The organism is Candidatus Poribacteria bacterium (genome assembly GCA_021162805.1).
In the GTDB taxonomy this organism is placed as follows: Bacteria; Poribacteria; WGA-4E; order B28-G17; family B28-G17; genus JAGGXZ01.
Window position 1 is genome coordinate 1 of the sequence record JAGGXZ010000008.1, and the last position, 15,865, is coordinate 15,865.

Annotated in this window: 10 protein-coding genes; 7 read left to right on the top strand and 3 right to left on the bottom strand. The window is 51.2% G+C overall.

Features of this window, described 5'->3' with window-relative positions; translation table 11 throughout:
- The 7 genes from J7M22_00755 to J7M22_00785 form a co-directional block, all read left to right on the top strand.
- Positions 1–1,054: hypothetical protein (locus tag J7M22_00755; protein MCD6505128.1), on the top strand; the 1,054-nt coding region annotated here is incomplete at its 5' end.
- Entirely contained in the window at positions 1,038–2,042 is a 1,005-nt protein-coding gene (locus tag J7M22_00760; protein MCD6505129.1) for a glycosyltransferase family 2 protein, read from the top strand. The genes J7M22_00755 and J7M22_00760, both read left to right, overlap by 17 nt.
- Positions 2,039–3,556, top strand: a complete 1,518-nt coding sequence (locus J7M22_00765) for an ABC transporter ATP-binding protein (GenBank protein ID MCD6505130.1) — start codon at positions 2,039–2,041, stop codon at positions 3,554–3,556. The genes J7M22_00760 and J7M22_00765 overlap by 4 nt, the downstream gene beginning before the upstream one ends.
- On the top strand, positions 3,553–3,822 hold the full coding sequence (locus tag J7M22_00770; GenBank protein MCD6505131.1) for a hypothetical protein: 270 nt from the start codon (positions 3,553–3,555) through the stop codon (positions 3,820–3,822). Before J7M22_00765 ends, J7M22_00770 begins: the two co-directional genes overlap by 4 nt.
- 48 nt (positions 3,823–3,870) lie before the next feature.
- Complete coding sequence (locus tag J7M22_00775) at positions 3,871–5,340, top strand: sigma-70 family RNA polymerase sigma factor (GenBank protein ID MCD6505132.1); 1,470 nt, start codon at positions 3,871–3,873, stop codon at positions 5,338–5,340.
- Positions 5,341–5,649: 309 nt separating this feature from the next.
- Positions 5,650–7,185, top strand: coding sequence for a radical SAM protein (locus J7M22_00780; GenBank protein MCD6505133.1), 1,536 nt, complete (start codon positions 5,650–5,652; stop codon positions 7,183–7,185).
- An 82-nt stretch (positions 7,186–7,267) separates the two neighbouring features.
- Complete coding sequence (locus J7M22_00785; GenBank protein MCD6505134.1) at positions 7,268–8,110, top strand: hypothetical protein; 843 nt, start codon at positions 7,268–7,270, stop codon at positions 8,108–8,110.
- Positions 8,111–8,341: 231 nt separating this feature from the next.
- On the opposite strand, the gene J7M22_00790 is transcribed toward J7M22_00785, so the two are convergent.
- The 3 genes from J7M22_00790 to J7M22_00800 all read right to left on the bottom strand — a co-directional run bounded on the left by J7M22_00790 (position 8,342) and on the right by J7M22_00800 (position 15,527).
- Positions 8,342–9,220, bottom strand: a complete 879-nt coding sequence (locus J7M22_00790) for a DUF86 domain-containing protein (protein ID MCD6505135.1) — start codon at positions 9,218–9,220, stop codon at positions 8,342–8,344.
- Positions 9,221–9,482: 262 nt separating this feature from the next.
- On the bottom strand, positions 9,483–14,222 hold the full coding sequence (locus J7M22_00795) for a carbohydrate-binding family 9-like protein (GenBank protein ID MCD6505136.1): 4,740 nt from the start codon (positions 14,220–14,222) through the stop codon (positions 9,483–9,485).
- Positions 14,223–14,240: 18 nt separating this feature from the next.
- Positions 14,241–15,527, bottom strand: coding sequence for an asparagine synthetase B (locus J7M22_00800; GenBank protein ID MCD6505137.1), 1,287 nt, complete (start codon positions 15,525–15,527; stop codon positions 14,241–14,243).
- Positions 15,528–15,865 lie beyond the last annotated feature (338 nt).

Genomic DNA, 15,865 nt, shown 5'->3' on the forward strand with positions numbered 1-15,865 from the left:
CAGCCGCGGACTCGGGCTAGGTCATGCCACCAGGGATCTGGCCATAGCCAGGGAGGTCACCTCTTTGAGGAAGGATGTAGAGCTGAAGTTCATTTCATACGCCTCAGGTGCGGAGTTTCTCAAGGATAAACCCTTCCCGTTAACAGATCTGAATCTCCCCGCCATTGGTAAGGATGGGGAGCGGATATTTAAGATAACCGAGGTGATCGGTTCCGAAAGTCCCGATCTGATCGTGACCGATGAGGAGCTTCATGCCCTGCCGATCGCCCGAGGTTTTAACATCCCCTCGGTGCTTATAACCAACTGGTTTCAAGCCGATGATCCTGAAGTCTCCGCTCTTTTCGAACTCGCTGACATGATCATCGTCCCCGATTACAAGGAAGGATTCCACATGACCCTCACGGCCAAGGATAGAATCCTCTGGACAGGTCCGATATGGACGAAGGAGACAGAACCTACGGAGGAGAACCGGAGGAGAGCCAGGCAAGAGCTGGATATCCCCCCGTCGGTCAAGCTCATACTACTCATGCATGGGGCGGGCGACGTGATGGATATTCCGTTTTTGGAGCGAGCAGCTAAAGCATATCAGCTCCTCGAAATACCAAGCAGGCTGATGATATTCGCCGGGAAGTTCCACGAGATGTTCAAACACCTGGAGGAGAGAGGAAATATCCAGGTGATGGGATACACTGAGCGACTTGACCCTTATATCCTGGCGGCTGACCTGGCCATAACCAGAGGCGGTCACACTTCCCTTTGGGAATTAGCTATGGCCGGGATACCAGCGATCGCTATCCCTCGACCAAAACATATCTCACCTATGAACGAGATATATGCTAAGAACATGGAATGGCGAGGAACAGCGATGATGATCCAGGAGGAAGAGCTCGCGCCCGAACTCCTTAAAGAGAAAATGGAGTTGATATTGACCGACGAGAGGATCTGGAGGAAGATGTCAAAAGCCGGTAGGGAATACTCCATATCGAAAGGTGCCTCTGTCGCAGCGCAAGCCATATTAACCTTGGCGGAGGTGAGTCATGCCCAAGATCGTTAGCGTCATAATGCCGACGTACAACAAGAAGATGTCGCTTGAGCTGACATTGACCTCGTTCTACAATCAAAGCTATCCAACTGACCGGTTCGAGGTGGTAGTGATAGATGATGGCTCACAGGATGGAACTGACAAGTTGCTTTCTAAGCTAGCCCCTCCGTTTGAGATGAAGGTCATATCGCAGGAGAACAAGGGCAGAGCGGCTGCTAGGAATGTTGGATTAAAAGCCGCCGAGGGAAAAATAATCCTCTTCTGCGATGATGATAGGGTGGTGGAACCGTCGTTCATCGAGGAACATGCGAGATTTCATGATGAACCAGGTTGCGTAGTGGCAGGCTATAGGTATAACTTTACACCGTTCATGCCCGAATCCTTCGAATATGAGACGTCTCCTGAGCTAGACCCAAATGATCTGCCGATACAGCATCTGATTGACAAGGACGATATCCTTTACCACTTCGACAAGGTCAGATCACAGGCCTATGAAGAAGGGTTCATAAACAGAGCCGCCAGAAAGGCCGTGCAGATCTTCGGAAATGATCTTTCAAGGTTCAAGGTTCCATGGGTCTTCTTCGTGACTAGCAACGTGTCAGCACCGAAAGAAGCGCTGTTCGAAGTCGGACTCTTCGATGAGAAGTTCAAAGGGTGGGGATTGGAGGATTGGGAGCTGGGATATAGACTATACAGAATGGGACTTAAGTTCAAGATAAATGAGAAAGCTCGCAACTACCATGCCGAACACATAAGGAATGTTCGTAAGATCCTAAAAGAGGAAGTGCTGAACTATCGGTATTTCTGCGAGAAACACCCCTATTTCGAGATATATCTACTTTGGAGGTTTCAGAAACGGAGGTTGGAGATAGATGAGTATAATGCCCTCGTGACGGAGTTTTACAACCCGGAGCCCAACTCCTCCCTTCGGGAGGATTACCTGCGGCTTGTCAAACGGGAAAGCGAATTGTACGTCGAGGAATATTTGAAGAAGCTATGAAGGTAAAAAACGTTCTTTCGACTTTTTCGAACATACCGAAGCTTTTAAAGCTCGTATGGGATTCGAGCAAAATCTACACGATTTGTATAGGGTTCATCCTGCTGTTTCAAGCTCTCCTGCCGCCTATACAGCTTTGGGTGGGCAAGCTAATTGTAGATGGGATAGTCGCCAGGAAAACGGTGGGATATCTTATCTGGCTGATCTGTATGGAATTGGGAATAGCGTTCTTAAGCAACTTCATCGGCAGGGTATATGTCATAGTTCAGAACATATTGATGGATCTGCTGACGATTCAGGTTGGAATTTTGATCATGGAGAAATCGATCGAGTTGGACATGAGGTATTACGAGAATCCTGTCTTCTACAATGAGCTTCAAAGGGCACAGCAGGAGGGCAGCACTAGACCCGTCTCAACTGTGCTTTCTATGTTCCGTCTCATCCAGCATATCTTCAACGGTATAGCGATGACGGCGCTTGCCATAAGATTGAACTGGATGATAGCAACACTTCTTATCGTTATCTCTCTCCCTGCCTTCATTGTAGATCTAAGATATTCGCAGCATAAATATTTCCTCCGATACTTTCAGACCCCAGAGTCAAGGAAGGCAGGTTACTTCAATATGATTCTCACCTCAAACGTTTACATCAAGGAAGTTAAACTCTTCAATCTGGGCAGGTACTTCATCGATAGATGGAGAGCGATCTATAGTCGGTTTCACAGGGAAAACAGATCTCTCTCCATACGGAACAACCTCACTTCGTCCTTGGTCGGTTTGATTTCACAACTGGGATTTTACGGTGCTTACGGATATGTAGTTATAAAAGCGCTCTTCAGGCATATCACCTTGGGCGATCTGACCATGTATTCACAGGCGTTCGGAAGATTACAGGGGTCTTTCAGATCCATGTTGTCGGAGCTCTCATCCCTCTATGAAAGTGGGTTGTTCGTCACCAATCTGTTCAACTTTCTCAGCTTGAAACCCGAGATTAAAGATGCTCCCGATGCGGTGCCCTTCCCCGAGCGGATAGAAAAAGGGATAGAGTTCAAAAATGTCTCGTTCCGTTATGTCGATGATGGAGAGATGGTTTTGAAAGGGATAAATCTGAGGATAAACCCCGGCGAGACGGTAGCGTTAGTAGGTGAAAACGGTGCAGGCAAAACCACACTGGTGAAGCTGCTGACCAGGCTTTACGATCCCACGGAAGGTGCTATATTGATAGACGGGGTGGATATAAGGAAGATAAGGATTTCAGACCTGACACGCAACATAGGCGTGATATTTCAGGATTTCGCTCGTTATCTTCTCACCGTCAGGGAGAACATAGGCTTCGGCGATATCGAGAGGATGTGGGATATGAGGAGGATAGAAAGCGCCGCCAGGAAGGGAGGTGCGGATGAACTTATACGCAGGCTGCCAAAAGGGTATGAGACGCCTTTAGGCAGGATGTTCGAGGGAGGAGTTGAGCTTTCAATAGGGAATGGCAGAAGATCGCTCTCTCCAGAGCTTTCATGAAGGATGCTAGGATACTGATCCTGGACGAACCCACATCCGCCCTCGACCCGATGACAGAATATGAGGTGTTCAAGAGGTTTAGGAAACTGACAGAAGGGAAAATCACTATTCTTATCTCCCACCGGTTCTCCACCGTCAGAATGGCCGACAGGATCTTCGTGATGGAAAGGGGGAGGATAATCGAGCAGGGCACCCATGAGGAGCTTCTCAGGCTGAACGGAAAATACGCCCTGATGTTCAACATGCAGGCTGAAAAATATAGATAGGAAAATTATCTGAGAAAAATCCACTCCTTGGACGTATATATTAGCGGAGTGATCGAAATGATGGACGACCAATTAATTAGCAGACTCGAAGCAGAAGAGACGGACGCTCTGGAGGAGCTTATCAGAAGATACTCCCAAACTGTGTGGCGGATAGCCATCTCCATAACCCAAAACTACCACGACGCACAAGATGTCATGCAGGAAACATTCATGAAAGTGATCAAAGAGAGGGGGAACATCAAATGGGAAAAGTTCGAGGGATGGCTGAAAAAGGTGACTATCAACACAGCCAAAGATAGGATTAGGAGAAAAAACAGGGAGAGGAGGAGATTTATCCCCCTGGATCAGGTCGATGAGGGAAGGCTTCCCATATGGCTCGGAGAGGATGATGAGAAGGAGAGGGTACTGAGATGCCTTATGGAGGTGATAAGGGAACTACCGGAGGAGGATAGAAAGCTGCTTGAGGAGAGATACGTAGGAGGGATAGGGTATGAACAGATGATGAGAGAGAGGGAGATGAGTTTCCATCAGTTGAAAAACAAGCTTTACAGGTTGAAGGTTCAGATAAGAGAGGAGGTTAGGAGGAGACTAAGGGGTATATACTCCTTGATAGGCCTGAAAGGCTTGGAGGTGATGGTGATGGAGGGGTGGAAGAAGGTGATGATAAGCTTGGTAATCGTGCTGATCGTAGCTGGAGGGGGAGGAATAGTGATATGGAGACACATGGGAGGGGAGAAAATTGAGGGGGTGGGAGCTGGAGCGAAAGCTAAAGGTGGATTAGTAGGGGAGAACGCTTCAACGGGATCGGTTCAGCCCAGGAGGGAAGACAAGGGGGATGAGCTGACTTTTGATGAGTTCAATCGGTTGTTAGATGAGCTGTTCTCGATAGAGGACGATGAAGGAACGGAAACTACTGAGGTAACTTTCCTTCTCACTCCAAATTCTCCTAAAGTTCGAGCGAGACCTCAGGAAGAGAAAATAGCAATAGGGCAAAGGGATGAAACTGTCTCACTCTCTGAAGAGGTAAAAAAGCAGATCGCCGATATAATCTTAACCCTGAGCGATCACAAACAACGGTTGGAATCTCTTCTCGACCAATGTGATCAGCTTATAGAAGATGTAGAATCAGGAAGGATAAGTGATCCTGAGTTCTCAAGGGAGTTCGAAGATAGGATGAACAAAAGGATAGAAGTCTCAAGAAAAATCGCCTCCTATGCCATAGAACTGAAAAAGCTGATCTCGGATGGGGTTAAGATAATTAAGTATAGATCATTTGATGAGTTGTATGGTCTATATATGGTGGGATACACAATCACGATTGACTCTAAAGTAGGAGAAATTATCCCTGAGATTAAGGAATATCTCCCTCTTCAGCTTGCTACCGGAAGCATACCAGAGGATGAAAACCTTACCTTTTCCGATGCTTACAGGATATCTCTTCAGAGATTAAAAGAAGGCAAAGTAAACAAGGAGATGCTGAATGAATATCCCCATGTTGAATTTACTGAGATAAAATAGGAGGTGAAGAATGATTAAGCTACTTGATGTGAAATGGATCAAGGAGGTTAGGAAAGGTAGGCCTAGGGTCCATGCGCTGGACGAGGTTACCTGCTATTTCCCGTGCATGGATCGTTGCCTTGCCCGTTGTAATGCCTTTTGCGATGGGCATGCTAGCTATTGGCACACAAGCAACTCAGAATGGACCGCTGCATACTATTCTCTTCGCTCCGTCTGCTGATAATTAACACCCTCCGGAGGTGTCCGGTATGAGACGGACACCTCCTTCCACACAAAAGCAATCCAAAGTAAATGGTGAGGGTTGCGATCATGAGATACCAAACCCCTTTCGTTCACGCCTTTGAAACCGAAAACCATAAATACCTATACGACGTCAACACCAATAGGGTTCTCCGGGTAAATGAAGTGATATACGACCTGATCAGATACTATGGCAGACTCTCTCCAGAGGAGATAGCTCAAAGGCTGAACCATAAATACGATATCCAAACCATAAAGCACGGGCTGAAGGAGATCGAAACGGCTCAAAAATTGGGCCTCTTCTCCACCTTCCGCCCCAGCAAAATACAATACCCCAAAACCAGAACGGAGATCAGAGACCTGCTCGATACCGAAAGAGGCTCCATCACACTTAATGTCACTGAAGATTGCAACATGAGATGCAGATACTGCATCTACTCCGGCTCCTACAAGGGGATGAGGAAGCACAACAAAAAATACATGAGCTTCCAGACGGCTAAGAAAGCTATAGACCAGCTCCTTGAGCATTCCTTCGACAGGCGCAAAAACAAGCAGATCAACATAGGGTTCTACGGCGGGGAACCCCTGCTCAATTTCAAGCTGATTCGGGAGAGCATAGAGTATGTGGAAAGCAGGATAGATCCGGATCTGATCACATATAACATCACCACGAACGGGACCGTTCTCAACGATCGGATCATAGATTTTCTGATAGCTCATGATGTCAACCTGCTTGTGAGTTTGGATGGGCCGAAGCATAGACATGACAGATACAGGGTTTTCCCTGATGGGAGGGGAAGTTTCGATATAGTCGTGAGGAACCTGATGAGGATAAGGGATAGAAATCCCGATTATTTCAGGTTCAAAGTGAACTTCTCCGTTGTCATAGCTCCTCCGGTTGATTACATGGAAGTCGATAGGTTCTTCTCCTCAGGGGAGGTTGGGGTGCATCAGAATATCATGGCCACCACACCTTCCCCCGGATCGGATTTCCTGAAACAATTTCCCCCGGAAGAGCTATATGACCCCGCTGGTGAGGAAAAGCTTTGGAGGAAATACGTGGACGGACTTTTGGAGCATATCACCGAAGATCCCCTCTATATCTGGGATTATGCCCTCGCAAGGTCGATGTTCGCTCCTGTCCTTCTATCCATCTATGACTGTCAGCCCTACGAAAAGTTGCCGGAGGTTTACCATCCCGGGGGAATCTGCATACCGGGTCATAGAAAAATGCTGGTGACGGCTGATGGGCTTTATTACGTGTGCGAACGGGTTTATTGTAGTGGGAATAAGGATGATCTCTATTGCATAGGCGATGTGGAAAATGGGATAAATTATGAGAAGGTCTTCAGGTTGATAGAGGAATACTCATCGCTTACCGAGCTGGATTGTTGCAGATGCTGGGCATTGAGGTTATGCCAGGTGTGCTTTTCAGCTCTGACGCCTATCGAAGAAGATGTCCGTATGGACCCAGGGGAAAAGAGGGCTGTATGTCGGGAAGCAAGGGAGCTAGTTCACCAGGCGTTGATCCGGTTTTATTCCGTGCTGGAGAAGGACCCGACTGCTTTCGACTTCATGGATAACATGGAGAGGATAAGGGATTGAGAGAAATCATAATCGGGTTGTTCATAGCCGCCGTGATATGCGGCGGGGGATTGATGATGGCAATGATCGGGAGGGAATAGCTATGAGAAGGCGGTGGAAGACAGCAACCATAATCGTCATCCTCATGCTGGCGATGGCTGGGGTGATTATACTGCTATATCAGCAAATAGGTGATCATGAAAAGAAGATCAAACCGCCATCCGCTCAGATAGCCACGACCACGACGGAGGGAAAGGAAACCAGCTTGACAAAACCGACAGGCAAAATCGAGAGTGCTGATGAGGAACTGACCTTCGAGGAGTTCAACCGGTTACTCGATTCGATCTTCCAGGAGAGCCAGAAGGAAGAGGGAGGCAAATCGCCGGGCGAAGTTGGAGGGACAACGGCAGCCCAGGAACCTCAAAACGGAGAGATCGGTGGCCAAGAGAAAGCGGAGGAGAAATCAGCCCGAAATGAAAACTCGACCGAGGAGACGAGCTCCCAGATCGAAGATATGACCATGAACCTCCTCGAATATTCGATTAAATATAATGACCTGAGGGGGAGGATGCTTGAGGCATCACGGGAGAAAAGATACGAGGAGTTCTACAGATTAGGGGATGAGATGGTCGAGACGGTGAGAGAAGCACTATCGATGGCCAGGGATCTGCAAAAGCTGGCGCCTGATGATGTGACCGCAATGGTGCTCAAGGTGGACCCCGATAAGCTCCCTCCCTACGTGAAGGACATACCGATGATAAACGTCTTCATCCTGGTTAAAGAGAGCCTCGGCGATAAGATCCCCTCCCTGCGTGCTCACCTGCCCATAAGGATAATGACCTTCGCCGGTATCCCTGAGGATGAGAACATGAGCTTCAGCGAGATGATGAAGATAGGCAACCGCCGTTTTAACCTCTATAATTCGCCTGTCCCTGCTGGAAGATAAGCTCAACGATCGGGAGATGCTGTCCGGCATACGGGTAAAACGCTTATATTATCGTTAAGTGTAGCAGAGATCTGAGAGGTCAGAAGTGCTTATTTCTCAGGGCGAAAAGGAACGAGGAACCAGGACGGAAAACGTTACAACGTTAAACGTTGAACGTGCAACGGATTTCCCTTCTCCTCGTTCCTCCTCATGGATGATCGCTACACTCAAAGGGAGTTTGAGCCTATATTTTCAAGACTGACCATCGAGCCCTTTTAGCCATTCAGCTATCTGTCGGCAGAATTCCTCTAACGTGGCTATGCGACATGGAAGCGAATTGTAAATCCGTTCATGCTCTATCCTCCAATAGAGATGCACCAGCAAATTGCGCAATTTCGCCATATCCATCATCCGATCCGTGATATCACCGCTGAGGATACCCTCCTCACCGAGGCGGCGAAATACATCGGCATAATCCTGAGGAGAGCGCAATCCCAGGCGGGATATAATATGATTTCCGATATTGATACAGCTTTCAATGGCTGTCTGGAGCCGTCGTTCCACAACTGCCTGAGTATCCCGACTGTTCAGATACCCACTCTTGCTGATATCCCTTTTTCTTCTCAGGTCCCTGATATCCTCATGGATCCCCCTGAGAAAGTCAACGATTCTATCTTTATCCACACCGATCTGATCCATCGATAACGCCTCCAGGAACCATATATTTCCTGTCCTTCGACAGAGGCGGATATCCGGTGCGAAGCGGTAGATCCTCTCCTTGATTTCCGCCACCGCTTTGAGATTCCTACAGATCAAGAGCTGCCCTTCAGAGATGATGCTCCAAGCGAGCCAGGAGGGAGCCGTCGATATATCTACGAAGCTAAATTTGTCCGTCTTTAAAGCAAAGGATATAGTCGTATAAAGCTTTGTCTCCAGTCTTTCCCTTTTTTCACCTTCAACGCTGTCATCGAGCAGATAGGCGATATCCACATCGCTCAGAGGAGTCGCCTTCCCCAACGCATGAGAGCCGAACAGCCACAGCGCGTTTAGCCCCTCCATCAACCTGAGTTCTGCTGAGAGGGAAGCAAGCCTTCCCCTGACATCAACTGATGCCGTTTCAGATGCCGACATATCGGGACTTCACCGCCCTCTATTGGGTTCACTCCCACGCATTTTATCAAACATGGCAAGGGGAAGTCAAGGCACAGATTCTATCGGGGTGCATAGGAAATTTATCGGTAACAGGGAGATAGTTCACAATTAGGGTGACAATTTCCGTTGTAGGGGGCGCAAGGCCTTGCGCACTCAAGATGAACCACCCCGGTGGCAGGGAGGAGAATCGCAGATTTGTAGGGGCTAGGCCTTCAAAGAAGAATGCCTAGCCCCTACTTTTTCAGGGATGAGTCGCTGAATTCCGGTAACGATGGATCTTGATCGATGCATACCTTACGATCGTATCGCCGGACGACCTGGACCACCTTCTGGGGGAGAGGATCAGACCTCCCGATTTGATCACATCGCCCGATCTCCCCTCATCGGTGAACTCGAAAAGCCTCCTCCTCTGAATATCAACCTCAATTCGATTCCCCTTAACCCTGATGGATAAAAGCTGCCATCCATCCCCTAACTCGTGGGGCTTCTCCGCCAATACGGTCGAGTCATCGGTTGAGATCCCGTTGACGGACTTGTGTAGCTGAGCTGATCTATCGGTGAACTCCACGTAGTATCCGCTGCCGTCGGAGCATCTCACGCCGAACCAGGGGCCGTCCCTCCAGTCCGAGCCGCGGCCTTCGACCCTGAATTTGATCTCGACGGCGTAATCATCCAGGTCAAGCGGCAGATAGATTCCCCTGGGAACCCATCCGTCCGTCCCGCCGTTTACCCCCACGAGCGTCCCGTTTTCAACCCTCCACTCTCCCGCCTGGACGATCCACGGTTCAGCGGGAGGGCTCCCCTCCCTATGAAGCGAGAAATCCTCGGCGAACGGATCGCTTGCGAAGACCATGTATCCGAACCTGTCCGGCTCATGATAGGTCCTTCGCACGAAGGACCAGGCGCTGAACTGGATCGCTTCGGGTTTCGTCCCAGGTCCTTGGGGTCGATCTATTCGGTAGAAGTTCACCTTCCACCTATCACCCGCCTTAGGTGGGAGGTTCGGTGCTCCCTTGAAGGCCGTAAGCGGTATGGCCATCTCGACCACCCATCCCTCCTTCGTCCTCGTTACTTTACTCCTCCATCCTTGGGCGTCCCACGCCAGCCTCTCCTCCTCGGTCTTTTCAGGCTGGATGTCCAGATCCACCTGTGTATTGAGCGGATTGACCTCGAACTCCTTGTATCCCACCCCGTCGCTATCCTGATCTACGAAGAGCTCGACGACCTCCTCCTCCCAGAGGTGATCGTCGCGCTTCCTCATCGTCGCCCAGGGGTTATCATCCTCGACGATGTAGGCCACGTATAGGTTCTCCTCATCCCATCTGACTTTGAATGAGGTTCGCTGTGGGGGAGCTCCGGTTCGATTGATACAGGCGTATCTGAGCGGTATCTCGGGCGTCTCCTTCCAGACCCACTCATCCAGTTTTCCATCTATATTTATCGGAGCGTGTGTGTAGTAGCAGATGATCTTCGGCAGAGGCGGAAGGGCGGTTTGAAGGGCATAGCGGATCATGTCTAAGGCGATCTTCCTCCCCACTTCGGGCGCTCTGAGAAGCGTGTGCCAGACGTAGAATATCCTGGCTCCATCCATCTGCACCATGCCCGCCCCATCGCCGTAGGCTTTCCCCGATTCGTCCTTCAAAGTCAATATCGGCGTGTATCTCCCCCTTGTCATCTCCCCCCTCATCGGCCTCCATCTGAGATCACCCTCCTTCGGGAACGGGAACTCCTCCGGGACGGACCGGACGATCTCCTGATCGGGATTGAGGTGGAAGGTGAGCTTAAGCCCTTGGGGAGGCTCCTCCCATCCGCCTGTAATCGGCAGGCCGAAGAAGGCGGCGGAGTTGACGTGATCTCCGTTTTGATCGTAATAGAAGGGGAACGGACCGCTCGGTAGAACCAGCATCGTCCCGCCCTGCTCCAGAAACCTCCTGATCGCCTCATCGCCGTCACCCTCACGGTTGACGCTCCGGTAATACGCCTCCCCGCCGAGGTAAAGCAGGAAGGGAAACCTCTCAGCGTTGAAATACTCCGGATCGGCGAGCTGTTGAGGTGTTAGAAGGGCGAAATGATCCATCAAACCCGCCTTGTTGATCATCCTGATGATCGGGCTGGAGTACGGGTTCCAGTTTTTCGGGAAGGGCATGACCGCCACCTTGCCCGAAAGCCCATCGAGGAGCGGTTTAAGCTCCAGCAGCTTTTCAACGCTTTTCATCTCGGCTGCCACCTCCCTCTCCCTTTCCCTGATAGCCTCTAGATTTCTTTCAATGCGGTCCTTCGGGCCGGCGAAGGTCGTCAGGGCGAAGAGAGAACCATTGCGGATCTCCAGCCGATCGATCTCGCCTTTCAGCGGTGCCTCCACGAGGTCCAGATGCCATTTCATACACGGCGGCCAGCCCTTAAGGACGGGAATTCCCCTTTGAAGGTCTATATCCGTTTTGCCTTTCGGCCCCGCCAGGATGATCTTACCGCCCTCTTCCACCTCCCCGACAAGGGCGAATAGATGCGATCCGGAGATCCTCAGGTCGAGATCCGCGTCGCGGACGCATATCCGTCCACCGTTGAAGTCCGGGTCGATCAGGTCGAAGGGCACCCCGTAGATCGTCCGCATCCCCGGCTCAAACCCTGCCCACGAGCTCGTATCGTCCCAGTCGAAGCTGAGCCGTCGGTTGAGGTGGAAGCGCAGGTCATACATCACAAATCCGTCGGACGATTTCACCCGATTCCTCCTCCCTCTCGTCCTTTCGATCCGAAGCGTGATCGGCTTGACCGACGGATCGAACCTGCCGATCGCCACCGTGTCGCCGTATCTGAGATCGTGTATGACCAAAGTATCCGGCCTCCTCGGCATCTCCTCAAAGCCCTCCCCCATTTTGAGCTCCTCCGGCTCCGAGGCGCCCTCTCTCAGGACGAAAACCCTCTTGCCGCGCAGGTCGAACATCGGGAAGGTGACGTTCAGGTCAAATGGTTCACCCTGCCCTTCGCCGTATCTCACAAGCTTGAAGGAGAGATCTCCGTCACCATAGTATCGATAATCCGATATGTCGGTATGTCTCCCCTTTTTGTTGAAGGCCAGCGCTCCCTTTCCGCCGCATATCACCCTGACGGTGGCCTTTCCGACGGGATAGGCGATCTGCTCAAGCTGCCCCCACAGCCCTCCAAATGTGGCCCTTTTCCCCTTGCCGACGTTACATCCATCGAACAGGCCGAACATCTCCGTGAAGGCTCCGTCGTAATCGGCGACTGAATCGTGATACTCGTCCCTGAAAAGCTCGTGCCATCTCTCGCATGCCCCTCGGAGGTAATGACCGATGATCGGATCGCCCGTGGCCACATATGTAAGGGCCATGGCGTATGGGACGCACCATACCTCGTTGGAGCATGCGCTGCCCAGCCAACTGATCCCGGAGTTAGGCTCCATGAAGAAGGAGCTATCGAGCTCATCCATCCTGTCGTTATCCGATGCCCAGATCGGCATGTATCTGTACATCATGGTTCGGACGAGCTTGAGGGCCTCCTTTGCAAGCTCCTGCCTTTTGGGGTCATTTCGGAAGGTGTAGTAGTATCGCAGGCAGAAGGCGGTCGACGGGGCAGCACCCCAGCAGAACTGCGCCGCGGGGACATCGGCGTAGCCGTTCCTGGTGTAGAGGATATGTTTCGTCCACCTGAGCGCGCCGTCAATCAGATAAAGGTATCTCCCGAACCGATCGGGATCATTTCGATAGGCGTCTAAGTAAGTTAGGGCGAGCTGCCATCCCTGGATATTGTGCATCGTCTCGACGCCCGGCCCGAACATGTCTATCCCCTCGCCCTCAAGCGGTTTACGCCAGAAATAACACTCGTCCCCGTCCACGACCATTTTTTGAGCCCACTTCGCCAGGAACTCCAGATCCTCCTCAAGCCTGGATATCGCCTCCTCGTCCTTCACCTCGAAGATATAATCCACGGCGCTCCTGTCCCAACCTTCGCCGCCGAAGACCAGAGAGCCGGGCTTGAACCACCTGGCGTTTTTCCCCGTCAGCCTGTGATATAATCTCCCGCTCCTCATCGGCCCATATCCTCTGACCCTATACCGCTCCGGAAGCCAGGATAGGTCGTTTACCCTGGGAACCTCCGGAAGCAGATCTCGATATCTCCCCCATATAAACCTCTGCACGAAGAGGTTCGGGTCGGAGTCTGACGGCAGATCGAGCGAGTAGAGGAGGGTGAAGTGAGATGAGATGGTGACGGGGGTATCGGGATACCTGAGCCTGTTGTATTTTGCGGCGTAGGGGTAAACCAGGGTGAAGAACTGCCTTGCCCCCTTCAGCTTCCAGCAATATGCGGATGCGATGTATTTCTCCGAGCCATCCGTCAGCCTCGCCTCATGGAAGTCGTAGGCCACATACTTCTTTTGGCTAGGTTTCCAGAGACCCACTGTCGCCAGCGGATATGCCCCTATAGGCGGGCAATAGGTCCAGTCGCGCGACCAGAGGCTCGATATCTGCCTCCCATAACCGGTCTGTCTCCCCTGAAGCGGATAGGGATCTATGATCGGGGTGGGGATGTTCCAACCACGCTGATGGAAGATCTCCGCTCCGGGGAGGGAACAGGCCAGGAAGTGAAACGGCACGTCGCCTATCTTCTCCCTCCACAACTTCTCGTCAAACGACTCGATATCAAGCCTAAAGCTGACCTGAGGATACGGATCATCGGGAGACAGCTTGATCTCCACGAAGGAATCCGGTCCGAGGGAGGGGGTCGGGCCAGCTTCGAGATTTTCAAGCCTTATCGAAAGATCCTTCACCTCAACCGATCCGGCCCGGATGTTCCCCTGGCTCCCGAGAAGCAGGTCGGCGATCCATCTGCCATCCCTCGTCTCGATTTTAAATCCTATCCCCTTACCGTCGGCGATCAGGGGCGATACGATCAGATGATCGTTGGAGATCACACCTGAGTTCGATGTCATGGATAAAAGGAATAAAGCCTGTAACAAAACCATATCACACCTCCCTTCGTCTCATGTCTTCTGTGGTTTTCGCTTCGCCGAGGGGAAAAGGACGTTGTTGAGGATCAGCCTATATCCGGGCGAATGCTTATGCAGGTCGAGGTTCGTGGGAGGATCGCCCACGAGATGACGGTAATCCTCGGGATCATGCCCCCCCAGGAAGGAGAAAATCCCCTTGCCTTTCATGCCATAGATATATTTGACGTAGTTCGATCCGGGGATATCGCCCATGATCACGACCGTGTCCTTAAGCCTCTTGCGGTTGAAGGATGTGGTCTGCCCCAGAAACCCGTGTATCTTGGCCACGTGGTCCTGCGTGAGCATCGTCGGGATGGGATCATGCTTGGCCGAGAACTCAAAGAGCTCGAAATCCTCCCTCCCGGAGAGCGGGTTCATATCCGGTTTGGGGTTATCTATGTCGGAGAACTCATATATGTACGGGTCGGTGATCACCCTGAAGTTGATGAAGGCGAGGGTCTTGGTGAAATCCAGCTTGGACTGATAGTTAGGATCTATGGGGGTTCCATCGATCTCCGGCGCGACGATGTCCACCTCCCCTCCGTTTGTGGCCAGAGCTATGTCCAGCGTCTCAGGTGCAGAGCACATGGCGAAGAGGAATCCGCCCGAAAGCACGTAATCCCTTATCGCCAGTGCAACCGCCCCCTTATGTTTCGGCACCGTGCTGAATCCCGCCTCATGTGCCGCCTTTTCGAAAAGCCTTACCCTCTGCTGATACCATGCCGCGTTATGATATGCGCCGTAGAATTTGCCGTACTGTCCTGTGAAATCCTCATGGTGCAGGTGGAGCCAGTCGAACCTATCCGTGGTCAGGTCTCCCCTCAGCACCTCCTTGTCCCATATCTGCGTGAACGGGATATCGGCGTATCTCAGGGCGAGTTTAACGGCATCGTCCCACGGATCACGATATGGCGAGTCCTCCGGCGGTGCATAGATGGCTATCCTGGGCGCCTTTTCAAGGAGAACGGAATCCATATTCTCATCCTCCATCTGTTTTTTGATCCCATCGAGCTGAGCTTGGCTGATCGGCTCGAAGGAGACGCCCATCAGGATAGCCCTGCGCCTGACATCCGGCCTATCCTCTATCAGGAAGGAGCCGCCGCGGTAGTTGAGCAGCCATTCGGCATGGTATCTCCGCGGTTCCTCCAACGCCCAATATGTCAGTCCATAGGCCTTCAGGTGGTTGGTCTGAGAATTATCCATCGGTATGAGCAGCCACCCTGCCGATGCAGTTGAGATCCAGAACAGCGTCAGGAAAAGGATCGAGCTCACCTTCAAAATCGAACCTCCTTAAACCCTGCTCTTCGCTAGAACTATACAGGCTCATGGGCGAGTTGTCAAGGATTCACACCAGGTTTCTATGTTCCCCCGACAATCTGCCATTCCTTCTTTCTTTGAGTCTAATCTCCTTGAACACCACCCCTCGATAATTTACACAAAATATTATACAGTGCCCTAAAACTTTCCTTCGTATCTCAATCCCCTCCCCATCCTTATTTTGTGCTCGCCCATCTATTGAGGCTTAAAGGGAAAGCAACTGGATTCTTTAGCCAAACCCACAAAATCATACACCTCTCCTCAGGCGAAATCCCATATCTCGACGTGGGATCATACCAATC